At 71.1% G+C, this 23925-nt stretch carries 21 protein-coding genes; 13 read left to right on the forward strand and 8 right to left on the reverse strand.

What is annotated here, in order from left to right:
• Positions 1 to 32: 32 nt before the first annotated feature.
• Positions 33 to 1106, forward strand: coding sequence for a glycosyltransferase family 2 protein (locus AB0J36_RS17710; RefSeq protein ID WP_357169177.1), 1074 nt, complete (start codon positions 33 to 35; stop codon positions 1104 to 1106).
• Positions 1107 to 1128: 22 nt separating this feature from the next.
• On the opposite strand, the gene AB0J36_RS17715 is transcribed toward AB0J36_RS17710, so the two are convergent.
• Positions 1129 to 2064, reverse strand: coding sequence for a hypothetical protein (locus AB0J36_RS17715; protein ID WP_363660868.1), 936 nt, complete (start codon positions 2062 to 2064; stop codon positions 1129 to 1131).
• 102 nt (positions 2065 to 2166) lie between these two features.
• Entirely contained in the window at positions 2167 to 3915 is a 1749-nt protein-coding gene (locus tag AB0J36_RS17720) for a cellulose binding domain-containing protein (RefSeq protein ID WP_357169183.1), read from the reverse strand.
• A gap of 24 nt (positions 3916 to 3939) precedes the next feature.
• Here AB0J36_RS17720 and AB0J36_RS17725 point away from each other — a divergent pair, with 24 nt between their 5' ends.
• From AB0J36_RS17725 to AB0J36_RS17745, 5 genes are all read left to right on the forward strand, one after another.
• On the forward strand, positions 3940 to 4203 hold the full coding sequence (locus tag AB0J36_RS17725; protein ID WP_363660869.1) for a hypothetical protein: 264 nt from the start codon (positions 3940 to 3942) through the stop codon (positions 4201 to 4203).
• 566 nt (positions 4204 to 4769) lie between these two features.
• On the forward strand, positions 4770 to 6305 hold the full coding sequence (locus tag AB0J36_RS17730; protein WP_357125503.1) for a pectate lyase: 1536 nt from the start codon (positions 4770 to 4772) through the stop codon (positions 6303 to 6305).
• 211 nt (positions 6306 to 6516) lie between these two features.
• Positions 6517 to 7206: a TMEM175 family protein gene (locus AB0J36_RS17735; protein ID WP_363660870.1), complete on the forward strand. Its 690-nt coding sequence runs from the start codon at positions 6517 to 6519 to the stop codon at positions 7204 to 7206.
• Between the two features lie 83 nt (positions 7207 to 7289).
• The gene (locus AB0J36_RS17740) at positions 7290 to 8048 is read left to right on the forward strand and encodes a GNAT family N-acetyltransferase (protein ID WP_357125509.1); all 759 of its coding nucleotides are present in this window, start codon (positions 7290 to 7292) and stop codon (positions 8046 to 8048) included.
• A gap of 51 nt (positions 8049 to 8099) precedes the next feature.
• Positions 8100 to 8825, forward strand: coding sequence for a tetratricopeptide repeat protein (locus tag AB0J36_RS17745; protein WP_363660871.1), 726 nt, complete (start codon positions 8100 to 8102; stop codon positions 8823 to 8825).
• A 13-nt stretch (positions 8826 to 8838) separates the two neighbouring features.
• Here AB0J36_RS17745 and AB0J36_RS17750 read toward each other — a convergent pair whose 3' ends face one another.
• Genes AB0J36_RS17750 through AB0J36_RS17760 form a run of 3 tightly spaced genes read right to left on the reverse strand, consistent with a single transcriptional unit; the run spans position 8839 to position 11640 of the window.
• Entirely contained in the window at positions 8839 to 9537 is a 699-nt protein-coding gene (locus AB0J36_RS17750; RefSeq protein ID WP_363660872.1) for an NADPH-dependent F420 reductase, read from the reverse strand.
• A 29-nt stretch (positions 9538 to 9566) separates the two neighbouring features.
• Positions 9567 to 10598 carry an LLM class flavin-dependent oxidoreductase gene (locus tag AB0J36_RS17755; protein WP_363660873.1) on the reverse strand — a complete coding sequence of 344 codons (1032 nt, stop codon included), beginning with the start codon at positions 10596 to 10598 and terminating at the stop codon, positions 9567 to 9569.
• Positions 10591 to 11640, reverse strand: a complete 1050-nt coding sequence (locus tag AB0J36_RS17760) for an LLM class flavin-dependent oxidoreductase (protein ID WP_363660874.1) — start codon at positions 11638 to 11640, stop codon at positions 10591 to 10593. The genes AB0J36_RS17755 and AB0J36_RS17760 overlap by 8 nt, the downstream gene beginning before the upstream one ends.
• Positions 11641 to 11749: 109 nt before the next feature.
• Here AB0J36_RS17760 and AB0J36_RS17765 point away from each other — a divergent pair, with 109 nt between their 5' ends.
• The 4 genes from AB0J36_RS17765 (at position 11750) to AB0J36_RS17780 (ending at position 17214) form a co-directional block, all read left to right on the forward strand.
• Entirely contained in the window at positions 11750 to 12241 is a 492-nt protein-coding gene (locus AB0J36_RS17765; RefSeq protein ID WP_363660875.1) for a MarR family transcriptional regulator, read from the forward strand.
• A gap of 7 nt (positions 12242 to 12248) precedes the next feature.
• On the forward strand, positions 12249 to 13514 hold the full coding sequence (locus AB0J36_RS17770; protein ID WP_363660876.1) for an MFS transporter: 1266 nt from the start codon (positions 12249 to 12251) through the stop codon (positions 13512 to 13514).
• Between the two features lie 80 nt (positions 13515 to 13594).
• Positions 13595 to 13786 carry a hypothetical protein gene (locus AB0J36_RS17775; protein WP_357125532.1) on the forward strand — a complete coding sequence of 64 codons (192 nt, stop codon included), beginning with the start codon at positions 13595 to 13597 and terminating at the stop codon, positions 13784 to 13786.
• Between the two features lie 428 nt (positions 13787 to 14214).
• A complete protein-coding gene (locus AB0J36_RS17780) occupies positions 14215 to 17214 on the forward strand; it encodes a glycoside hydrolase family 95 protein (protein ID WP_363660877.1) in 3000 nt (999 codons plus the stop codon).
• Between the two features lie 35 nt (positions 17215 to 17249).
• On the opposite strand, the gene AB0J36_RS17785 is transcribed toward AB0J36_RS17780, so the two are convergent.
• Positions 17250 to 17912 carry a response regulator transcription factor gene (locus tag AB0J36_RS17785; RefSeq protein WP_357125538.1) on the reverse strand — a complete coding sequence of 221 codons (663 nt, stop codon included), beginning with the start codon at positions 17910 to 17912 and terminating at the stop codon, positions 17250 to 17252.
• A 16-nt stretch (positions 17913 to 17928) separates the two neighbouring features.
• Positions 17929 to 19056, reverse strand: a complete 1128-nt coding sequence (locus tag AB0J36_RS17790; RefSeq protein WP_357394489.1) for a sensor histidine kinase — start codon at positions 19054 to 19056, stop codon at positions 17929 to 17931.
• A gap of 144 nt (positions 19057 to 19200) precedes the next feature.
• Between AB0J36_RS17790 and AB0J36_RS17795 the strand changes: the two genes are divergently transcribed.
• The 3 genes from AB0J36_RS17795 to AB0J36_RS17805 are packed head-to-tail and all read left to right on the forward strand — an operon-like array spanning position 19201 to position 22389.
• Entirely contained in the window at positions 19201 to 20190 is a 990-nt protein-coding gene (locus AB0J36_RS17795; RefSeq protein WP_363660878.1) for a carboxymuconolactone decarboxylase family protein, read from the forward strand.
• 10 nt (positions 20191 to 20200) lie between these two features.
• Positions 20201 to 20653, forward strand: coding sequence for a DUF6220 domain-containing protein (locus AB0J36_RS17800; protein WP_357169209.1), 453 nt, complete (start codon positions 20201 to 20203; stop codon positions 20651 to 20653).
• Positions 20650 to 22389 carry a multicopper oxidase family protein gene (locus AB0J36_RS17805; RefSeq protein WP_357394492.1) on the forward strand — a complete coding sequence of 580 codons (1740 nt, stop codon included), beginning with the start codon at positions 20650 to 20652 and terminating at the stop codon, positions 22387 to 22389. The genes AB0J36_RS17800 and AB0J36_RS17805 overlap by 4 nt, the downstream gene beginning before the upstream one ends.
• Before the next feature lie 67 nt (positions 22390 to 22456).
• Here the strand turns inward: AB0J36_RS17805 and AB0J36_RS17810 are convergent, their stop codons facing one another.
• Positions 22457 to 23503, reverse strand: coding sequence for a glycoside hydrolase family 11 protein (locus AB0J36_RS17810; protein WP_357125553.1), 1047 nt, complete (start codon positions 23501 to 23503; stop codon positions 22457 to 22459).
• Between the last annotated feature and the right edge of the window lie 422 nt (positions 23504 to 23925).

Below are 23925 nucleotides of genomic sequence, written 5' to 3' on the forward strand. Positions count from 1 at the left end.
AACGGCGGATGCCCGGGTACGGGCGGGGTGAGGTGACGAGCATGCGACTGTCCGTCGTGGTGCCCTGCTTCAACGAGGAGGCGTCGGTCGAGCGGCTGCACGAGACCGTGTGCGCCGCCCTCGCCGAGCTGCCCGACGTCGAGGTCGAGGTGGTGTACGTCGACGACGGCAGCGAGGACGGCACTCTCGAGGCGCTGCGTCGGCTCGCCGCCGCCGATCCGACCGTCTGCTACACGTCGCTGAGCCGCAACTTCGGCAAGGAGGCGGCGATGCTCGCCGGGTTGCAGCGCGCCACCGGTGACGCGGTCGTCATCATGGACGCCGACCTGCAGCATCCGCCCCGGCTGCTGCCGGAGATGGTGACGCTGTACCAGCAGGGCTTCGACCAGGTGATCGCCCGGCGGGACCGGCGCGGCGACCGGTTCGTGCGCATGGTCGCCTCCCGGTCCTTCTACCGGGTGATCAACTGGTGGATCGACGTGCGCCTCCAGGACGGCGCGGGCGACTTCCGCCTGCTGTCCCGGCTCGCGGTGGACGCGATACTGGCGATGCCCGAGTACAACCGCTTCTCCAAGGGCCTGTTCTCCTGGATCGGCTTCCGTACGGCCGTCGTCGCCCACCCCAACGAGACCAGGCAGGCCGGGCGGAGCAGGTGGACGCTCAGCAAGCTCTTCAACTACGCGTTCGACGGTCTGTTGTCGTTCAACAACCGGCCCCTGCGCCTGGCCATCTACGGCGGCCTGTTCCTCACCCTCATCGCGCTGGCCTACATGGCGTGGGTGGTCGCCGACGCCGTCGAGAAGGGCATCGACGTCCCCGGGTACACGACGATCATCGTCAGTGTGATCGGGCTCGGCGGCATCCAGATGACCATCCTCGGCGTGATCGGCGAGTACATCGGCCGGATCTACTACGAGACCAAACGTCGACCGCACTACCTGGTGCAGGAGACCGAGTACCTCCTGGCCGAGACCGGCGAGGCGTCGCGGCGGCCGGTGCCGCCCGCGCCGCGCTCTCCGGTACGGGGCCAGCGGGTGACGTTGGCCCGGGAGAATCCCCTCTCCCGGCCGGCGCGGCCCGACGTCGGCGACCGCGACCGGAGCTGAGCTGAGCGGGGCCTGCGGGCGGTCAGCGCCTGCAGGCCCGGCACGCTGTGCGGGTACGGAGGTGGTAGTCGCTGGACGCGGTGAGGAGGCCGAGCCCCAGGAGGCAGTACGCCGACATGGCCACCCAGAGGAACGCGTCGGAGAATTCGCTGGCCGACCCGGACGCCACCTGCGCCATCCCCATGCCGAAGTAGGCGACGATGGCCGCCCCGAGCCCGAATCCCGGCACCAGCAACAGCCGGCGGGGAATCCGACGACCGGCGAGCAGGGGAACCCATCCCGGCCAGACCTCACCCCAGTGGTGCACCAGCGCCAGCGGCAACAGCACACCGGCCAGCACCAGACCGATCTCCAACCCGATGATGGAGGCGTCCTGCGCCACGTTGTCGAAGCCCACCACGGCCTGCGCGGCGAAGCGGGTGACGAGCCCGGCCACCGCCACGTACGCCGCCCAGCGTGCCCACGGCGCGGGCGTCGAGCGTCGGTGGCCGGGTCGGACGGTGCGGCAGCAGGCGGGGCAGTCGCCCCGGGTGCGGCGCTGATAGTCGAAGACGGCCAGGCCGAGGAGCGCCGCTCCGGTGGCGCAGCCGAGCCGGCTGGCGAACGCCACCGGGTCGAACGACGGGCCGGGCGCGAACAGCAGGAGGCTCACCAGCTCCGGCAGTAGGATCGCCGCCGCCGCGACCAGCGCGCCGGCGACGATCCAGGCCAGCCCCGCGAGCGCCGGTCGCCAGGTCGCCGTGCGGTCCAGGGCGACCGTCACCGCGCCCGCGACCAGGCACAACGCCACCGACCGCCAGCCCGTGAAGCCGAGCAGGTCGGACCCGAACGGTGGGAATTCCGGCGGCGGGCCGACCGTCCACACCAGGCGTAGGCCGCCGTAGGCCACGGCCCAGCCGAGCATGGCGTACGTCAGGCCGTGGCCGCTGCCACGGGTGCGGGGTGCCGTCGTCGTCATGCCTGTGATCCTCGCGGCGTCTCCGCCGCCGGGCTTCCCTCCGGCCGGGGATGGCGCTCCCCGGCCGGAGGGATCTGGCTCACGCCCGCCGCCTCCCGGCGGTCAGAGCGTGAACACGAGGGTCGAGATGCTCCGCGCGCCGACGTTGATGGTGGCCTGGCCTCCGTTCACGCTTGTCGGCTGGCTCGCCGCGTTGGCGTTCTGCGAGGTCAGGTAGTACTCCGCTTTGCTGACGTTCTGCGGGGCCTGGATCACGGCGTTGTTGACCGCGCTGTTCGACCGGTTGAGGATGACCAGCGTGATCTTGCCGTCCCCCTGATAGGCCGTCACCTCCAGCGGGGACGCCTTGGAACTCTTGGTCAGGGCCACCCGCTGGTAGCCCGGCCGGACGTACTTGGCGTACTGGGAGAACGCGTACCCGCGCTTGAGCGGGGCGCCGGCCGTGGTGCCGTAGGCCGCCTCGCCGTCACCGATGAAGGAGTAGTAGCGCTTGCCGTACCACCAGATGTAGGCGGCCCAGTTGGCCTCCATCGACCTGTGCACCGTCCGCATGATGTCGTCGAGCGTCTCGTTCCAGACGGCCAGGTTGCTGGGGTTGCCCCAGATGTTCGAGCCGCCGCCGTCCGCCGCGTGCAGGTTCCACTCGGTCATCCACACCGGCTTGTTGTACTGGGCGGCCAGGTTGTACGGCGCCAGCCGTCCTGCGGACTCGGTGCCGTACAGGTGCCCGCCGATGTAACCGATGTTGTTCCGAGCGGTCGCGTCGTTCAGGGTCGGGTCGGTGTAGCCGTAGTTCAGGTTGACCGCCTCGGCGACCATCAGCTTGCTGTTCTGCACCTTCGAACCCTGGTCGCGGACGAAGGTGCGCAGCTCGGTGCCGCTCCAGTCCATCGAGTCGTAGTCGGGGTGCCAGTCCGGCTCGTTCTGCACGGACGTGACGTCGATGGTCACACCCTGACCCCGCATGTACTGCACATAGCTGTTCAGATGGTTCGCGTAGTCGTCGTAGTAGTCGGTCTTCAGCTTGCCGCCGCCGGTGCGGCTGTTGTTGGTCTTCCACGCGGCGGGTGCGGTCCACGGCGAGGCGAGGATCTTCACGTTCGACCCGTACGCCTTCGCCGTCTTCAACGAGTTGACGTGGGTCGCCCATTCGCTGGACTCCGGCGAGAGGCCGGTACGCACGATGGACAGGCCGAGCTGGTTGGCGCCCAGCCCGACCAGCGTCTGGGTGTCGGTGGTCGACCAGGCGCTACCCCAGATGGACTGGGCGGCCCCGAACCCGTCGACGGTCTGGTACCTGGTGTTGCTGTTCACCGTGATGTCGGCCGGGCCGGTGGGCGGTGGGGTGGTCGGTGGCGGTGTGGTCGGCGGTGGCGTGGTTGGGGGCGGCGTGGTCGGTGGCGGCGTCGTCGGGGCCGGTGTCGTCGGCGTCGGCTCGCCGGTGCACGTCACGCCGTTGAGCGCGAAGCTGGACGGATCGGGGTTGCTGCCCGTCCACGAGCCGTTGAAGCCGAACGACGCGGTGCCGTTGGTCCCGATGGCGCCGTTGTAGCTGACGTTCTTGGCGGTGACCGCGGCGCCGCTCTGGGTCAGCGTCGTGTTCCAGGCCTGCGTGACGGTCTGTCCGGCGCTGTAGGACCAGTTCAGCGTCCAACTGCTGACCGGGTCGCCCAGATTGGTGATGGTGACGTTCGCGCCGAAGCCGCCCTGCCACTGCGATGACACGGCGTAGTTCACGGCACAGCCGGCGGCTGCGGCGCCGGCGGGCGCGGCCAGTGCGACCGCCGTCGATGCCAGCAGGACGGCGCCCGCCGACACCAGGGCGGCGTTGGTGACCCTTCGTTTTCTCATCAGACTTCTCCCGAGGTGGTGGTGGTGGCGGCCGACGCGTCCGGGCTGGTCGGTTCGGAGAGCGTCGGTACGCCCGGCGTCGCCGGGAGCGCTCCCAAGCGCGCGAGGCGGGGGCTGTCGGATCTGCTGTCCGGATCAGCCGGGCCGGTCACCCTCGACCTGCCGGTCGCCGAGCCCCACGCCGCGACGATTCGCGGAGGGGGTCACCGGGGGAACGCCGGTGCGGCGGCCGGGAGTCGACGCCGGATCGGCCCTCGCGCCGGCGGTGCTGTGGGGCGCGACGAGTGACGATGCGACGAGCGGGTCCGGCGGGGCTGCGGCACCCTCCTTTGTCGACCGGCTCGTGGGGCGGGCGGCCGCTCTGCTCATTCGCGGCTCGCGGGTGAGTGCCGCACAGCGAGCGCGCGAAACAGTTTCTCGTAGCCAGGAATTTATTTCGTTCAATGCCCCCTTGTCAACGCCACACCACCCCGCCCTCGCTCCTCTCTCCCCGCCCCCCCGGTGATCATGAAGTCGTTGCCGTGGTTGTCGGCGTGTCGTGGCGATAACTTCATGATCACCGGAGCCCGGGGGGTGCGCTGCAACAAACCTGCAAGCGGTAGGTGTTGCTTCACGGAAAACGCTTTCCTACGATCGTGTCACGTCGATGTTTCGTCCCCGGATCGAGTGGGTGCGCCTCGGGCGCTGTCGGTTGTGTGCCGCTTGGCCAGCGGCTCCGCCTCGGACGTCAGGGTGGCGGCATTGCCGACGATCGATGCGTAATTGATTGTCGCCTATTCCGGGTCGGGTGACGGCCGTCCGCTGACGCCTTCCGACATCGACGCGTCACACCGATTCTTCGAAAGTGAGGCGAGATGAGACGAACACTCGTACGCCGTCTTCCGGCGGCACTCGTGACGGTGGCTGTCGGGGTCGCGGCCGGCGTGACTCTTCAGGGTCCCCGGCCGGCGGCGGCGGTGGGCGCCGCCACCGGTTACGCCACCCAGAACGGCGGGACCACCGGTGGCGCGGGAGGACAGACGGTGCGCGCCAGTACGGGCACCGCGATCCACGCGGCCCTGTGCGGACGGGCCAGCAGCAGCACCCCGCTCACCATCGAGGTCACCGGGACGATCAACCACGGCAACACCAGCAAGGTGTCGGGATCGAGCTGCAGCACGGCGGACGGCGTGATCGAGCTGAAGCAGATCAGCAACGTCACCATCATCGGGGTCGGCAGTGGAGCCGTCTTCGACCAGGTGGGCATCCACATCCGCGACTCCCGCAACATCATCATCCAGAACGTCACGGTCCGGAACGTCAAGAAGTCGGGTTCGCCGACCTCCAACGGCGGGGACGCCATCGGCATGGAGAGCGCCGTCCGCAACGTCTGGGTCGACCACGTCACGCTGGAAGCGTCCGGCGGGGAGTCGGAGGGGTACGACGGCCTCTTCGACATGAAGAACGACACCCAGTACGTGACCCTGTCGTACAGCATCCTGCGCAACTCGGGGCGCGGTGGTCTCATCGGGTCCAGTGAGAGCGACCTGTCGAACGGCTTCGTCACGTTCCACCACAACCTGTACCAGAACATCGATTCCCGTACGCCGTTGCTGCGCGGCGGCGTCGCCCACGTCTACAACAACAGCTACGTGAGCCTGAACGAGTCCGGTATCAACTCCCGGGCCGGGGCCCGAGCCAAGGTCGAGAACAACCACTTCCGCGACTCGAAGGATGTCCTGGGCACGTTCTACACCGACGAGCGCGGCTACTGGCAGGTCAGCGGCAACATCTTCGACAACGTCACCTGGTCCAACCCGGGCAGCGACAACTACCCGGCTGGCCCCAATCCGACGTCCACCACCACCGTCAGCGTTCCGTACGCCTACCGGCTGGACGGCGCGAGCTGCGTGCCGAACGTCGTCGGCCAGACGGCGGGTGCCAACACGGGCCTGCGGGTGTCCGACGGAAGCTGCTCGCCGCAGACGCCAGCGCCCACCACGCCAGCGCCCACCACGCCAGCGCCGACCACGCCGCCACCCACCGGGACGAATCTGAGCCTGGGCGCCGGCGCGGACGGTTCCAGCAAGGCCAGCGGGACCAGCTACGGCAACGTGCGCGACGGCGACATCGCCACCTACTGGTCGCCGGCCGGCTCGACCGGTTCGATCTCGATCAAGTGGGGATCCGCCATACGGGTGTCCCGCGTGACCATCCGGGAGCCCTCCGGCACCCAGGGCTCCATCGGGTCCTGGCAGCTCGTCAACCACGACACCGGCGCCGTCCTGGCCTCCGGTGCGGGTGCGGGTGCGATCACGTTCGCCGCGACGACGCTGAGCAAGATCACTTTTAAGATCAACAGCTCCAGCGGTACGCCCCGGGTCGGCGAGTTCGAGACGTACGCCAGCTGACCATCCGGTGGCGGGCGCGTCGGGCACGCGGTGAGGAGCGGTATTCCGCAGAGGTGTGAATATGACCCTGAGGAATGCCGCTCTTCAACCCGTCGCCATGGTGCGCCCGGCAACGGCCCGTGGCCGTGCTGAAGAGCGACGACCGGCTCAGGCCGGTGCCCCGATCCGCAATCACGTTCGGTTGTCGCGGCGTCACTGTTAGCATGCGGCAATGTCCGCAGGTCAACGGGGGATCCAGGCAGGCGACGGTGATCCCGCGGTGACCGACGCGGGTCGCCTGGCGGCGTTCAGCGACGGCGTGTTCGCCATCGTCATCACCCTGCTGGTGCTCGACCTGCGGGCACCGGATTTCCACGAGGGCGGGCTGGCCGAGGGGCTTCTCGATGAAGGGCCGTCATACCTGGCCTTCGTCGTGTCGTTCATCTACGTCGGGGTTCTCTGGCTGAACCATCACGCCGTGCTCCAGTTGGTGCGGGGCACCACCCCGGCGTTCAGCTCGATCAATCTCGGCATTCTCTTCGGCGTGGTGATCATTCCCTTTCCCACCGCAGTCCTGGCGTCGGCGCTGGCCGACGGCAACACCGACGACCTCCGGGTCGCCGTCGTCCTGTACGCGTTCGCCGCCTCGCTGATGTCGGCGCCCTGGTGGGTGCTCTTCTCCTATGTCCGCCGCCACCCGGCGCTGCGGGCCGACACCATCGGCCAGGACCAGGTACGGGTGCAGGAGTTCCGCCCGATCGTCGGCCTGGTCCTCTACGGCCTGACCGGTCTGCTCGGCTGGCTGGTGAACCCGTTCCTCGGCCTGATCGGCGTGGTCGTGATGATCATCTTCCACGGCGCCACCAGTCAGGGGCTCCGCTCCGGGCGGTGGTGGCCGGGGCGCGCCACCCACCGACGCTGACCCCGCCGCACCTCGGTTCGCGCAGCTCGCGGCGTTGCGGCTATGTTTGCGCACGCTCGGGGGAGCGTCAGGGGGACAGGGACATGAACATCATCGGTGATCGGATGGCGGCGGCGTACGACGACGCCATCGAGGATCTGTGCGGAGCGACACCGAAGGGCTACTACGCGCGGCGGGGCACCGCCCGTGCGGCGGTGACCCACGCGGGAGCGGCGACGCTGAACGTGGCGTACGACCTGTCGCGCGAGCCGGATCTCGACGCCCTGCACGAGCTGGCCACCGAGGTGTCCGGGCAGGTCGAGGCCTGGTCGATCGTGGTCCGGGACGGTGTCGACGGCGCGGTGGCCGATCTCGCCACCCGGCACAGGCTCGCCGCGCGCAGCGAGCTGCCCCTGCTGGCCTGCGGGGTGGACGAGCTGGTGTTCCGGGCGGACGAGGCGCAGCGCGAGCGCGTACGGCAGGTCGGCGCGGCGGACAGCGATCGGTACACGGACGTCCTGACCAGGGGCTTCGAGGTGCCGGACGGTCTGTTCGGGTCGCTGATGGGGGGCGCGGTGCTCGACGCCGAGCGGATCGACGGATACCTGTACGAGGAGGCCGGCCAGGTCCTCGGCACCGGTCTCGGGATGCGCACCCGCGGTGTGGTCGGCGTGTTCAACATCGCCGTCGTCCCGGACGCGCGTGGTCGCGGCCTGGGCCGCGCGATCACCGAGAAGGTGGTACGTGACGGCGTCGCGGCCGGCGCGGACGCGGCGTACCTGCAGTCCAGCGCGCTCGGCCGGCCGCTGTACGAGTCGATGGGCTTCCGTTTCCAGGAGAACTGGATCGCCTTCCATGCCTGAGCAGCCGCCGCCAGGGTCGGAGAGCCGCGACGCACGAGGGGGAAAGTAACCGTGAGCTTCAGTGACGACGTCCGCTCGGCCTTCCGTCGGGGGGAGAGCGACGCGGTGGTACGGATGAGTACGGCGGAGATCGAGCGTGCTCGTGCCGTCGGCGACGCGGCGGGCGAGGTGGAGGCCCGCTACAGCCTGGCCCGGGTGGCGATTCGTGGCGGCGACCTGGCGCTCGGGGAGACCCGGGCGCGCGAGGCCCTCGACGTCGCGGTTCGCTCGGGTGACCGCGCGCTCCAGGAGCGGCCGAGGCACGTGCTGGCGGCGGTGGCGCGGATGGCCGGCGACCTGGACCGGGCGCGGGACCTGTATCGCGAGAGCATCGCGCTGAACGAGTCGCTGGGCCGACCGGAGACGGTGAATTCCGAGACGCACAACCTGGCCTTCTGCGAGCTGGGTCTCGGTAACCTCGCCGAGGCGCGCAAGCTGTTCACCCTCAGCCGTACCCGGGTGTTCCAGCACGGCTGGGACGACTTCGTGCCGTACGTCTGCGTGGCGGGTGCGGCGCTCGCGTCCGCCGAGGGTGACCATTCGCGGGCGGCGCTCATGGTCGGCCTCGCGGACGCGGCGTTCGCGGCGATCGGCCAGGTGCCGGACCCGGACGACGCGGCCGACCTCGCCGCCGTGCGCGACGCCGCGATCGGGGCGCTCGGCCCCGCCGCCTACGCCGCCGCGCAGGAGCGGGGTCGGCACCTCGATCCCCGTACGGCGTTCGACGACGAGCACTGAGAGGACCAGCGGGTCAGGCCGACCGGGCGGCGGCGACGGCCTGGCCGCGCTCCGACTCGGGAAAGCGCCGGAGCATGGCGCGCACCTCGTCGGCGCTGACGTTGGCGCCGAACAACTCGCTACCCGGTTCGAGGCGTACGCCCTCGGCGAGCGGGCCGGCGATGACCGGGTCGAAGCCGAGGGCGTCCACCAGCGAGGCCACCGGGGCGACGTCCGCCTCGTCGTCGCCGGCGATCGCGATGGCCTTGCGGCCGGCCGTGCCCGCCGGCCGGGCCCCGTCCTCGAGATCGTGGTAGCCCATGTGGTTGAACGCCTTGACGACCCGCGACCCGGCCAGGAACGCCTGGACGATCTGGCTGGACGAGGTGCGCGGATCGGTCAGGTCGTCGCGGATGCCGTCGACCTCCCACCAGTAGTTCATCGCGTCGACGACGAGCTTGCCCCGCAGCGCCTCGGCGGGCAGCGTGCGGTACTTGCCCAGCGGTAGGGCGAGGACGACGATGTCGGCGTCCGCCACGGCGTCGACGGCGGTGGTCGCCACCGCTCCGGGCGTGAGCACCTCGACGGTCAGGGCGATCTTCGCCGGATCCCCGGAGCCGGCGACGAGCACCCGGTAGCCGGCGGCGAGCGCGAGCCGGGCGAGGACGGTGCCCACCTTGCCGGCGCCGAGGATGGCGAGGGTCCGTGGTCGGTCGGATCCGCTGTCGTTCATGTCTTCCTCTCCGAGGATCAGCCGGCGGGTCAGCTGGCCAGGATGTCGCGGACCATGGGGATCACCCGCGAGCCGTACAGCTCCACGGCGCGCATCCGGGCGCTCACGGGCTGCGCCCCGGCGGTGTAGATGAGGTCGAACCGGCCGACACCGAGACCCTTGATGGCGGCGGCCATCCGGCGGGCGACCGTCTCCGGCGAGCCGATGTAGAGCGAGCCGTGCTCCACTTCCGAGTCGAACTCCTGGCGGCGGATCGGAGGCCAGCCGCGCAGCGCGCCGATCCGGTCGCGCATGACCCGGTAGTACGGCCAGAACAGCTCCTTCGCCTCCTCGTCGGTGTCGGCGACGAAGCCGGGCGAGTGCATCCCGACCGGGTGCGCGGTGGTGCCGAGCTGGTCGGCGGCCCGCCGGTAGAGGTCGATGTAGGGCGCGAAACGCTCCGGAGCGCCGCCGATGATGGCGAGCATGAGCGGCAGGCCGTACCGGGCGGTCCGTACCACCGACTGTGGTGAGCCGCCGACGCCCACCCAGGTGGTGAGACGTCCCGACTCCGTCTTGGGAAACACGTCGGCGTCGGTGAGCGGGGCGCGGGTGGTGCCGCTCCAGGTGACCGGCTGTTCGTCGAGCAGCTTCGCGAACAGCTCGATCCGCTCCTCGAACAGCACGTCGTAGTCGGCCAGGTCGTAGCCGAACAGCGGGAAGGACTCGGTGAACGAGCCCCGGCCGAGGATGACCTCGGCCCGACCGTGCGACAGCGCGTCGACCGTGGCGAAACGCTGGAAGACGCGGACCGGGTCGTCCGAGCTCAGCACCGTGACGCCGGAGGAGAGCCGGATCCGCGAGGTACGGGTGGCGATGCCCGCCAGCACCGTCTCCGGCGTCGACACCGAGTACTCGGGCCGGTGGTGCTCGCCCAGGGCGATGACGTCGACGCCGAGGTCGTCGGCGAGCACCGCCTCGTCGACGACCTGCCGGATGGCGGCGGCGTGGGAGACGGGCTTGCCGGAGTCGTCCTCCGGCACGTCACCGAAGGTGTCGAGGCCGAACACGAGATCAGACATTGGTGGGCTCCTTCGCCAACAGCTCCCGGACCCGTGGCGCGACCTCGCTGCCGAGCAGCTCGATGGTGCGCGCCCGCGCCTCGCGAGGCAGGTGCATGATGTCGTACTTCAGGTCGAACCGACTCAGCCGCAGGTCGCGGGCCATGGTTGCGATCTTGCGGGCCACCGTCTCCGGTGACCCCACGAACAGCGCGCCGTGGTCGATCTCGGCCTCGTAGCGCGCGCGGTCCGGCTTGTAGAAGCCGCGCTCCTCGGCGAGCCGCGCCACGGTGGGCTGCCAGTACCGCCACCACGTCTCGACGGCCTCCTCGTCGGTGTCCGCGACGAGGCCGAGCGAGTGTTGCCCGACCGGTTGCGCGGCCTGACCGAACTGTTCGAGCGCCCGATGGTAGAGGTCGACGTGGCCGGCGAACCGCTGCGGGCGTCCACCGATGATCGCCAGCATGAGCGGGAGACCGTGCCGGGCGGCGCGGATCACCGAGTTGGGGCTTCCTCCGACGCCGATCCAGGTGGGGATTCCGCCCGGGCGCATGCGCGGATGGAGTCGTTGCGCGACCAGGGGAGTGCGTACGGTTCCCGACCAGGTGACCGTTTCGTCACGTTGAAGCTGGAGGAAGAGGTCCAGCTTCTCCTCGAACAACCGCTCGTAGTCCGCCAGGTCGTAGCCGAAGAGGGGGAACGACTCGGTCGCGGATGCCCGTCCGAGGACCAGTTGGGCCCGGCCGTCGCTGACCGCGTCCAGGGTGGCGAACTCGTGGTAGAGCCGTACCGGGTCGTTCGTGCTCAGGACGGTGACCGAGGTGCCGAGCCGGATCCGGTCGGTCGCCGTGGCCATGGCCGCGAGCAGGACGGGGGTGGCCGAGTCGTTGTGTCCCTCCCGGTAGTGCTCGCCCAGGCTGAACACGTCGAGCCCGACCGACTCCGCGAGCCGGGCCTCGTCCACCAGCAGCCGGACGGTCTCGGCGTCACTCAGGGTCCGGTCGCCGTCCGTGGCCACCTCGCCGAACGAGTTGAGCCCCAGTTCGAAGGGTGCGGCGGACATGTCTCCTCCTCGGCGTTCTTCGCCGTCGACACGCGGGAAGTGGCCTTCCCGGTTGACGTGTCAATGATGCTAACCTGCGAATTGACACGTCAATTCCCCGGAGGGTTCGATGGTCGACACCACACCCGAACGGCGCGGGGGCCGGCAGTTGCCGACGGCGGAGGAGCTGCGGATCTGGCGGGACTTCGTCGAGACGACAGAGGCGCTCACCTCCCGGGTCGGGTCGCGTCTCCAGGTCGACTCTTCCCTCTCGCCGGGTGACTACGCCGTCCTGCTCGCCCTCAGCGAGGCTAAGGAGCGGCGGATGCGCTCCGCCGCCCTGGCCGCGCAGATCGGGTGGGAGCGGAGTCGACTCTCGCACCACCTGGGACGCATGGAACGACGCGGGCTGATCCGTCGCGAGGAGTGCGCGACCGTCCCGCGCGGGGCGGAGGTGATCCTCACCCCGGCCGGGGCCGAGGCGTTCCAGCGGTCCACCTACCCGCACCTGCGCACCATCCGGGAGCTGTTCGTCGACGCTCTCACGCCGGACCAGCTCCGCGCGGCCGGCGACATCGCGCGGGCGCTGCGCGAGCATCTCGGGCCGCGCGCCGACGAGTAGTCGGCGCATGGAGAGCGGCACATCGGGTACGCGCCTGCGGCCGTCGAGTCCGACGAGCGCCGCGCAGCCCGAGGAGCAGGACATGTCGATCGCGGGGCGGGTACGACTCGCGCCGAACGTCTCCCTGGTGCTGCTGGCGTCGATCCTCGTGTCGTTCCTGGCCGCCTCGGCGGCCCCGACCCCGCTCTACGGGATCTACCAGGAGCGCTGGCACTTCTCGTCGGTCACGACCACCGTGGTGTTCGCGGTCTACGCGCTCGCGGTGCTGGCATCGCTGCTCACCTTCGGCAAGCTCTCCGACCACGTCGGCCGGCGTCCGGTCCTGGCCGCCGCGATCGCCGTACAGATCCTGTCGCTGCTGGTGTTCATCCTCGCCAACGGCGTACCCGCGCTGCTGGCCGCCCGCCTCGTGCAGGGGCTCGCGGCGGGCGCGGCGACGGGCGCCGTCGGCGCGGCCATGCTGGACATCGACCGCGCTCGCGGGACGCTCGCCAACTCGATCGCACCCGGCCTCGGCACCGGCAGCGGGGCGCTGCTCTCGGCGCTGTTCATCCGCTACCTGCCCGCGCCGACCCGCCTGGTGTACGTCGTCCTCGTCGCGGTCCTGCTCATCCAGGCCGTCGGGGTCGCGCTGATGCCGGAGACCGTCACCCGGATGCCGGGCGCGCGGCGCAGCCTGCGACCGGAGATCAGGCTGCCGCGCCCGGTACGCGGGCCGGTGCTGGTCGTCGCTCCGGTGCTGTTCGCGGTCTGGGCGCTGGCCGGCTTCTTCGGCGCGCTCGGCCCGGCGCTCGTGCGCAGCCTCATGGACACGTCGATCGTGGTCGCCGGTCTGGTGCTCTTCGTCTTCGCGCTCTTCGGGTCGGTCGCCGTCCTGCTGTTGCGCGACACCGCCGCGCGGACGGTCATCCTGACCGGGATCGTCGCCCTCATCCTGGGCATGGTCGTCACGGTGGTCTCGGTCATGGCCGACTCCGTACCCGGGTTCTTCGTCGGTCTCGCGCTCGGCGGCGTCGGCTTCGGCGGCGGGTTCCAGGGCAGCCTCAAGACGATCATGCCGCTGGTCGAGGCGCACGAACGCGCCAGCGTGCTGTCGCTGCTCTACGTCGTCTGCTACGTCGGTTTCGGCCTTCCCACCGTGATCGCCGGCTTCCTCGTGGTGTACGCCGGGGGCCTCCCGCGGACCGCCGACGAGTATTCCGTCGCCGTCATCCTGCTCGCGCTTGTCGCCCTGTTCGGGCTGCGCCGGGCGACGAGGGCGGCGCCGGGCTGATGCCCCGAACGCCGCACCTCACCGGCGCGTAGGACGTAGCGTGGTCGTCGACGGTGGGGCGAGGAACCCAGGAGGTCGCGATGAGTCCGAACGCCGGTGAGGGCGATCTGACGTCGTATCGGTCGGCGACCGACCTGGCGGACGCGCTGCGGCGCGCGGCGGCGGCCCACGACGAGCACGAGAAGCGCACCGGCCAGCGGGACGACAACTGGCCCGACTGGTACGCGAGGTACCTGGTGGCCGAGAAGTCCGGGGCGACGCTGCCCGAGTGAGCGACACCCAGCCGCGCCCGCCGGTCCACTGAGGCCGACGCGGGCGCAGCTGCCGCAATCATCCGATGTATACGCGGCGGGTGGCCTGACCCGCACCGTCGTCATGCGCGCCGATCCGCGCCACGACCACCGGTGATCGACACGACATCGCTGATATGGGGCTGACCGGGCGGCGGGGTGCCCCCACATGGCCGCACTGGCGTCGATCATGGTCGGTGCGCAGGGCGGCAGCGATGATCGCGCAAGCAATCGACCGTTGCCTATTGCGTGACACCGGAGTAATCTTCCCGAAACACATCGGACGTTTGGTCGTCCACCGGGTCTGCCTACGACCTGCGCAGCATGGTCGGTGTCACCGCGCGGATCCACCATCGGGGGTCGTCGTTGTCGCGCTTGGGTGGCCACATCGGTCACCGTTTGGAGGATCGATGTCAGACCTGACCCGGCGGCAGGCCCTCAAGATCGGTGCGGCCGGCGCGGGTGGCGCCCTGCTGCCGCTGCCGTGGACGGCGACCGCCAACGCCGACTCCGTCGCGCCGCCGCAGGTGCTCGCGGCCAACGACCTCGCCCTCTGGTACGACGAGGGCGCCGGGACGGACTGGCTGCGGGCCCTACCGATCGGCAACGGCCGGCTCGGCGCCATGGTGTTCGGCAACGTCGACACCGAGCGACTTCAGCTCAACGAGGACACCGTCTGGGCCGGCGGCCCGCACGACCCCAGCAACACCCGGGGCGCGGCGGCCCTGCCGGAGATCCGGCGGCTGGTCAACGCCAACCAGTGGACCCAGGCCCAGGACCTGATCAACCAGACCATGATGGGCAACCCCGGCGGGCAGTTGGCGTACCAGACCGTCGGCAACCTCCGGCTCGCCTTCGGGTCGGCCAGCGGAGCGTCCCAGCACAACCGCACGCTCGACGTCACCACCGCGACGGCCACGACCTCGTACGTCCTGAACGGCATCCGCTACCAGCGTGAGGTCTTCGCCAGCGCGCCGGACCAGGTCATCGCGATGCGGCTGACGGCCGACCGCGCCACCTCGATCAGCTTCACCGCCACCTTCGACAGCCCGCAGCGGACGACGGTGTCCAGTCCGGACGGCACGACGATCGGCCTCGACGGCATCTCCGGGAGCATGGAGGGCGTCACCGGGCAGGTCCGCTTCCTCGCCCTGGCCAACGCCACCGTCACCGGCGGCAGCGTGTCCAGCTCGGGCGGCACCCTGCGGGTCACCAACGCCACCAGCGTCGTCCTGCTGATCTCGATCGGCTCCAGCTACGTCAACTACCGCAACGTCGGTGGCGACTACGGGGGCATCGCCCGGCAGCGCCTCAGCGCGGTGCGCGCCTACAGCTACGACCAGTTGCGCACCCGGCACGTCGCCGACTACCAGGCGCTGTTCGGACGGGTGACCCTCGACCTGGGCCGCACCTCCGCCGCCGACCAGACGACCGACGTGCGCATCGCCCAGCACAACAGCGTCAACGACCCGCAGTTCTCCGCGCTGCTGTTCCAGTTCGGGCGGTACCTGCTGATCTCGTCGTCGCGGCCCGGCACCCAACCGGCGAACCTGCAGGGCATCTGGAACGACTCGCTGACCCCCTCCTGGGACTCGAAGTACACGATCAACGCCAACCTGCCGATGAACTACTGGCCGGCCAACACGACCAACCTGGCCGAGTGCCACAACCCGGTCTTCGACATGGTCCGGGAACTCGCCGTCACCGGCGCGCGCACCGCCCAGGTGCAGTACGGCTCCGCGAGTGGCTGGGTCACCCACCACAACACCGACGCGTGGCGGGCCACCGCGGTCGTCGACGGCGCGTTCTGGGGCATGTGGCAGACCGGCGGCGCGTGGCTGTCCACGTTGATCTGGGACCACTACCAGTTCAACGGCGACATCGAGTTCCTGCGGACGAACTACCCGGCCATGAAGGGCGCGGCGCAGTTCTTCCTCAACACCCTGGTGACCGAGCCGACCCTCGGTTACCTGGTGACCAACCCGTCGAACTCACCGGAACTCAGCCACCACTCGAACGCCAGCGTCTGCGCCGGTCCCACGATGGACAACCAGATCCTGCGGGACCTCTTCGACGGCGTCGCCCGCGCGAGCGAGATCCTCGACGTGGACAGCACCTTCCGGGCGCAGGTACGCGCCACCCGGGACCGCCTTCCACCGATGAAGGTCGGCTCGCGCGGCAACATCATGGAGTGGCTCTACGACTGGGTGGAGACCGAGCCCAACCACCGGCACATCTCGCACCTGTACGGGCTCGCGCCCAGCAACCAGATCACCAAGCGCGGCACCCCACAGTTGTTCGAGGCCGCCCGGCGGACCCTGGCGCTGCGCGGCGACGACGGCACCGGCTGGTCGCTGGCCTGGAAAATCAACTTCTGGGCGCGGATGGAGGAGGGCAAGCGGGCTCACGACCTGATCCGCTACCTCGCCACCACCGCCCGGCTCGCCCCGAACATGTTCGACCTGCACCCGCCCTTCCAGATCGACGGCAACTTCGGCGCCACCGCCGGCATCGCCGAGATGCTGCTCCAGAGCCACATCGGTGAGCTGCACATCCTGCCCGCGCTGCCGCCGGCCTGGCCCAGCGGCCGGGTGACCGGCCTGCGGGGTCGCGGTGGGCACACGGTCAGCATCACCTGGGCCAGCGGCGCCGCCACCGAGGTGCTGGTGCGACCCGACCGCGCCGGCACCGTCCGCCTGCGGTCGCGGTTCCTGACCGGCACCGTCAGCGTCGTCGACACCGCCGACGGCACGTCGCCCCGGGTCACCCGGGTCGAGTCCGACCTGGTCGAGGTCACCGTGCAGGCCGGGCGCACCTACCGGGTCACCAGCACGGGCGCCACCACGCCGACGTTGGAGCAGAGCTTCACCAACGCGGGCATCACCAACGACAGCAACACCAACGTCGGCAACTTCGACGGCAACGGGGCCACCCTGTCGGCGCAGGCCCTGGCGCAGGCCGGCGCGAGCCCGGGCGGCACGGTGAGCCGCAACGGGGTGAACTTCCGCTGGCCCAACGTCAGTCCCGGCACGGCCGACAACGCCATCGCCTCGGGTCAGACCCTCGGTATCAGCGGCACCGGCAGCACGCTCGGCTTCCTGATTACCGGCACCTACGGCGCGGTCTCGGGGACCGGCACGGTGGTGTACGCGGACGGGACCCGCCAGACGTTCACCCTGAGCACGCCCGACTGGTACGGCGGCCCGGCGTCCGGCGCGACCGCCGCCATCGTGTCCGCGTACCAGAACCGGCCCAACAACGGCCGACAGGCCACGGCGGCGTGCGTCTACTACGTGGGCGTCGCGCTGCAGAACAAGGCGGTGACCCAGGTCGTGCTGCCCAACATCAGCGCACGGGCGGCGGCGAACGTGCCGACGATGCACGTCTTCGCCATCGCGATCGGGTCCTGACATCGGCTCGCGTCGCGCCGCCGGTGACGGCACGGTCACCGGCGGCGCGGCGTGACAAGTCCCGACTCGTACGCCCACACGACCAGCTGGGCGCGGTCCCGGCAGTGCAGCTTCGTCATGGCCCGGTTCACGTGCGTCTTGGCGGTCAACGGGCTGATCACCATGCGCTGGGCGATCTCGTCGTTGGTCAGCCCTCGCGCCACCAGCTCGACGATCTCCTGCTCCCGGGCGGTCAGCACATCCCGACCGGCCGTCGGCACGGCCGGCGGTGGCCCGGCCGCGAACTCGCTGATCAGCGTGCGGGTCACGGCCGGCGCGAGCAGCGCGTCGCCACCGGCCACGACGGCGACGGCCTGCAACAGGTCGGCGGGATCGGCGTCCTTGAGGAGGAAACCGCTCGCGCCCGCGCGCAGGGCGGCGAAGACGTACGAGTCGAGCCCGTAGTTGGTGAGGATGAGCACGCGGGTGGCGGCGAGGTCCGGATCGGCGGCGATGCGCCGGGTCGCCTCGATCCCGTCGAGGCCGGGCATCTGCACGTCCATCAACACGACGTCCGGGCGGAGACGTCGGGCGAGCTGCACGGCCGAGGCGCCGTCGGTGGCCTCGCCCACGACCTCCAGGTCGTCCTCGGCGGCCAGCAGGGCCCGGAAGCCGGCCCGCATCAGCGCCTGGTCGTCGGCGAGCAGAACCCGGATCATCGGTGCGACCGTCCGGTCATGCCGGCTCGTCCAGCGGGAACGTGGCCCGCACCGTGAACCCCTGGTCGTCGTTGGCGGCGGCCAGCAGGGTGCCGCCCAGTCCGGTGACCCGCTCACGCATCCCGCGCAGTCCCACCCCCGGCGTCGGGGGACGGGCCGGCGACGCCTGCCCGTCGTCGCTCACCGCGACGGTCAGTCCGGCCGGCGCGTACTCGACGTGCACGCGTGCGGTCGCGGCACCGGCGTGACGGGCCACGTTGGTCAGGGCCTCCTGGACGACCCGGTAACCGGCCTGGTCGACCTCGTCCGGCAGACGCCGTGGCCGGCCGGTGACGGTCACCTGGACCGGCACGCCGACCGCACGGGTCCGTTCGGCGAGTTCGTCGACGCGGGCCAGCCCGACACGGTCGTCGTCGGGCGCGCGCAGGACGTCGAGGGTGGTGCGCAGTTCGCGCATCGCGGCGGCGCTGGCCTCCTGGATCGCCAGTAGCGTGGCCGAGGGCTCGTCGCCCTGCTTGCGGGCCAGGTGAACGGCGATCCCGGCCTGCACCTTGATCACCGAAATGCTGTGCGTCAGGGAGTCGTGCAGGTCGCGGGCGATGCGCAGCCGCTCTTCGCCGGCCCGCCGCAACGCCATCTCCTCGCGGGTGCGTTCGGCCTCGACGGCCCGCTGCTCGACCTGCTCCAGGTAGGCGCGGCGTTGCCGGCCGACCAGCCCGGCCACGTTCGCCGCCACGAACCATCCCAGCAGCAGGGCCGTCCGCTCGGCGATCAACTGGTTGGGACGGTCGACCGGGGCCACCGAGACGTCGCGGGCCAGAAAGCCACCGAGGAAGACGACGCTGGCCACGGCGGCCGCCGCCCGGTGCCCCCGCCAGGCGGTCACGTAGACCACGCCGAGGACGGGGAAGGCGGCCGACACCCCCGAGTGCACCCGGACGTGCAGGGCCAGCATGGCGACGGTCACCACGCCCAGCGCGAGCACCGGATGCCGCCGGCACACCCCGAGCGCCGCGGCCATGACGAGGACCAGAGCGACGTCGAGCGCCCCGACCGTCGCGGCGTCCGGTGCGAGCGCGGCGTTGCCGAGCAGGAGACCGCCGAGGGCGAGGCCGCTGAGGACGTACGGCAGGTCGCGGCGCATGGTCGCACTGTAGAACGGCCGTCGTTGGTGGAGCATCCCGCGCGCGCGGTAGATCCGGCGTACCACGGTCGTGGTATCCCGGCGGCGCGAAGTGTCTGCGCCGGCACGACGTCTTTGGCGGCCGTCGCCACGAGCATCGACCGCATGACATACCGCTTCTTCACCCCCGTACCCACGAGGGCGGCCACCGGCCGCACCGCGGAGGTCTACCAGCAGCTACGCGAGGACTTCCTCGGACCGCTGCCCACCTTCCAGGCGCTCTCGGCCGTGCCCGAGGTGCTGGCCGCGACCTGGTCGCTGATGCGCGAGGCCCTGCTCGCCGGCGACACGTCCCGGGTCGACCGCGAACTCGTCGCGGCGGTGGTGTCCCGGGCCAACGGCTGTCAGTTCTGCCTCGACGCCCACGTGCTGCTGCTGCACGCCCTGGGCGAGCACGGGTTGGCCGAGGTCGTCGCCCGGGGCGAGACACCCGCCGACCCGAGGCACGCCGAACTCGACCGCTGGGCCCGGGCCAGCCGCAGCCCCCGCACCGGCGAGTGGACCAGCCCGTACGGCCCCGAGGTCACCGGCACCCTGCTCGCGTTCCACTTCGTCAACCGGGTCGTCTCGGCGCTGCTCGACCCCGACCTGCTCCCCGGCGGCCTGCAACGCGCCCCGATGGTGCGGTCGGTCGGTGGCCGGCTGTACGCCAGATCCGCCCGGGAACCGAAGGCGCCCGGACGCAGCATCGGGCTGCTGCCCACCGGTACGACCCCGCCGCCGGCCTGGGCGGGGGACAGCCCGGTCGGGGTCGCGTACGCGTTGTTGCGGGACGCCGCCACCCGGGGCGGCGACCTGCTGGGTGACGTCGCCCGCCAGACCGTGACGGCCACCGTGCGCTGGGAGGACGGGCGGTTCCCGACCCGGCCCGCGGACTGGGCCGTCGACCTGGTCCGGGACGTGCCCGGCCGGGACCGGGTCGGAACGCGGATCGCGTTGCTGGCGGCGTTCTCGCCCAGCGCGGTCAGCCCGGGCGACGTCGCCCTCTGGCGGCTGTCGCACCCCGCCGACGCCGACCTCGTCCGGATCGTCGCGTACGGCGCGATCACCGCCACCGACCACGTCGCCCAGGCGTTGACCTCGGCGCAGCTCTAAGGAGCCCAGCATGCGAAAGGCCTTCGTCATCAGCAGCGGCGTGCTCCTCACCGCGTTCGCCCTCCAGTTCGTCTTCGCCGCCGTCGGCGCGTTCACCAAGCCCGCCGAGGACGGCGCGTACGCCCTGCACAGCGTGAACGGCATGGCGGTCATCCCCGTCCTCACCCTGCTCACCGTCCTGTTCGCGGCGCTGGCCAGGGCGCCCGGTCGGCTCGTCGGGCTGGCGGTCCTGCCGCTGGGCCTGGTCGTCGTGCAGGCGCTGCTCGCCATGCTCGCCAACGCCGGCACCGACGCCGTCGGCGTCAGCACGCCGTTCGGCCTGGTCATCGGCGGGCTGCACGCGGTCAACGGCATCGTCGCGGTACACGTCGTGGTCGGCGTCATCCGGGGAGCGCGCCGGCTGGCCGCCGAGACGCCATCGGGCGACGCGCCGGTGGTCGTACCCCAGGGGGAGCCGGCATGACCACCGCCTCGCTGCTCGCGGCGGACCTCCTGCTGGCGGTCCTGGCCGCCGCCGGCTGGCTGGGTGGCGGGGTCGCGGCGGCCGCCCGGCGGCGGCCGCTGGCGCTCGCGCTGGCCACCGTCGCGCTGCTCGCCACGCTCGCCCGCGCGACGACCGTGCTCGCGCTCGCGCGCGTCGGCTGGTGGTTCGCCGCGGAGAAGGTCGTCGTCGCCGCGCCGCTGTCGCTCGCGGCGGTCGTCGTCGCCGGGCCGCGGCTGCTGCGGGCCGCGGGCGACATCCGGTCCGTCGCGCTGCCGCTCCTCTTCGCGGGGTACGCCCTGAGCGCCGCCCTGCTCGTCACGGTCCTGCACGGCTACCCGGTGTCGGCGTCGGTGGGGCTGCTCGCGGTCGCCGGGGTCGTCGCGGCGACCGCCCTCTCGTGGCGTCTGCTCGACGCGCGCCCGTCCCGGGCGGTGTCCCGGGCGGCGGTGGCGGTGGCGGTGGCGGCGCTGCTGGCCGGCACCGGGTTGGCCGTCACCCCGGGCCCGGCGCCCGCCGCACCGCATGATCACCGGTACCCGCAGGCCCGGATCTCCGACGAGCCCACCCGGCGGTTCACCCTGACGGCCGGTACCGCCACGGTGCGCGTCGGTGGCCACGACGTCGCGGCGTGGGCGTTCGACGGGCAGGTACCCGGGCCGGAGCTGACCGCCACCGTCGGCGACGTCGTGCAGGTGACGCTGCGCAACCGGGACATCGGCCGGGGTGTCACCCTGCACTGGCACGGGTACGACGTGCCGAACAGCCAGGACGGGGTCCCCGGGGTGACGCAGCCGGCGGTGCTGCCGGGCCAGGAGTTCGTCTACCGGTTCCGGGCCGACCAGGCCGGCACGTACTGGTACCACACCCACTCGGTGTCCGACGTCGGTGTGCGGATGGGCCTCTACGGCGTCCTCGTGGTGCGTCCCGGGCCGACGAGCGGCCTCGACGTGACGGTGCCGGTGCACACCCTCGGGGGGCGTCCGCTACCGGACGCGCGGGTGGAGCAGGTCGAGGCCGGCGTTCCGGTCCGGCTGCGGTTGATCAACACGGACAGCACCACGCACCGCTACGCGCTGGCCGGAACCGACTTCCGGGTCGCCGCGATCGACGGCTACGACCTGGGCGGGCCGACGCCGCTGCGGGACACCGCCGTGCTGATCCCGGCCGGAGGTCGCTACGACCTGGTGTTCAGTGCCCCGGCCACACCGGTGGCGCTGTACGTCGACGGACGTCGGGTCTACTCGACCGGCGCGCAGTCGACGGCGACCGACAGGTGGCCCGTACTGGACCCGCTCAGCTACGGCCGGCCGGTCCCGACGCCCTGGTCCCGGTTCGACCGGACGTTCACGCTCGTCCTCGATCGCGGTCTCGACCTGCGTGGACTGCTTCCGCGCTACGCCCACACCGTCAACGGCGCGGCCGATCCGGACATCCCGCCGCAGGTCGTCCACCCCGGCGACGTCGTCCGGTTCACGATCGTCAACCGGTCGCAGACCGTGCACCCGTGGCATCTGCACGGCCATCACGTGCTCGTGCTGTCCCGCGACCGGCGGCCGGCCACCGGAAGCCCACTCTGGTTGGACTCGTTCGACGTCCGGCCCGGTGAGGTGTGGGAGGTGGCGTTCCGGGCCGACAACCCGGGGATGTGGGCCAACCACTGCCACAACCTGGGGCACGCCGACGCCGGGATGATGCTGCACCTCGTGTACTCGTGAGGACCCGGGCAGGGCCCGGCCCCCGTCGCGTGGCGGCGGGGGCCGGTACGTGGTGCGGTGGTGCGGGTCAGCTCGTGCGACAGCTGATCGTCGGCCAGGTCCAGTTGCCGTTGGCCATGATCGTGATCCCGAAGTTGTTGCCGTTGCCGTTCGGTCGGGCGGTCACCGTCCCGCTGGTGCCGCTGACGGACGCGTTCCAACTGTTCTGGATGGACTGACCGCCGTTGAGGTTGAGGCTGACGATCCAGTTGTTGGTGCCGCTGACCGCGACGTTCAGGTTGAACCGGTCACCCCACTGCTGGCCGGCGGAGAGCGTCGCGTTGCAGTTGCCGCCACCCGGGTTGCCGGTGGTGGGCCCGGAGGTCGGCCCCGAGGTCGGGTTGCCGCCGCTGCCCTCGGACACGGTGACGTCGGAGCTGCCGGCGCTCTGGTAGCCCTCGGTCGCCATGATCTGGTACGCGTGGTTGGTGCCGAGGTTCAGGCCGGCGCGGGCCCAGGCGTCGAAGTGGTTGGCCGTGGTGATGGTGCCACTCGAGCGCTTGTTCTGACGGACGCTCCAGTACTGGTAGAACGTCTGGTTGCCGTCGATCGACGGGGCGTTGACCCGCTGGCTGCGCAGGATGTCGTAGGTGCCGCCGTCGGTGGTGACCGTGCCCAGCCGCTGGGCGCCGTTGCTCGGGTTGTAGCTACCGAAGTTCTCCACCACGTAGTACTCGATGAGCGGGTTGCGCGTCCACCCGTACAGGGCGAGGTAGGTGTTGTTGTTCCCCGGGTTGTAGTTGGCCGAGTAGCTGACCGTCCGCCGCGAGCCGGTGGCCCAGCCCTTGCCGCCGACCCAGTTGTTGGTGCTCCGGTCCCAGCTGCTGGAGTACCGGCCGTTCTCGCGCAGCGTCATGCTGGCGTTGCCGCCGTCCTTCCAGAAGGAGAAGTAGTAGCCGTTGTGCGTGCCGGTCAGGCTCGAGGTGAGCGTCCGGTCGGCCTCGGCGTACGCGCTGGTGGCCGTGACCGCGACCGTGCCCGTGACGGCCAGGACGACCGCACAGGCGGCGCCGAGGAGCAGCCGTATCCGGCCGCGCCGCGGTGCTGCGGTGGGAGTGTGGTCGGTGTCGATCATGTAGGTGTTTCCTCCTCGTCACGGCTGGCACAGGGCCAGCGGTGCGGTGCGACCCGGCGGACTGTCGGCCACGGAGTCGTACCGCGTGGTGGTGGTAGACCGGTTGTCCCGCACGACGACCGGAGGCGGCAGTCGCGGCGCGGGTGGTGACGGCAATTGAGTGTCGTCGATGGGGACGGTATTGAGCCGGTCGTCCACTTGTCAACATTTTCCGGAAGGTCTGCGGCGGCGACCAGCGCGTCGCCATGCTCGAAAGGGTGCGCATCTTCCGAGGTCAGTAATCGATCAGGGGTGGCGACGGCGAGGGTGGTGACCGATCGATCGCCGGACAACATCCGACGAATACCGGCCGGAACTTCCGGAGACTTTCCGGACCCTCGGGCGGCACGCCGAGGCGCGGGATCGGGGAAAACTTGATCCGT

Source organism: Micromonospora sp. NPDC049662, assembly GCF_040675055.1.
Classification (GTDB): Bacteria; Actinomycetota; Actinomycetes; order Mycobacteriales; family Micromonosporaceae; genus Micromonospora.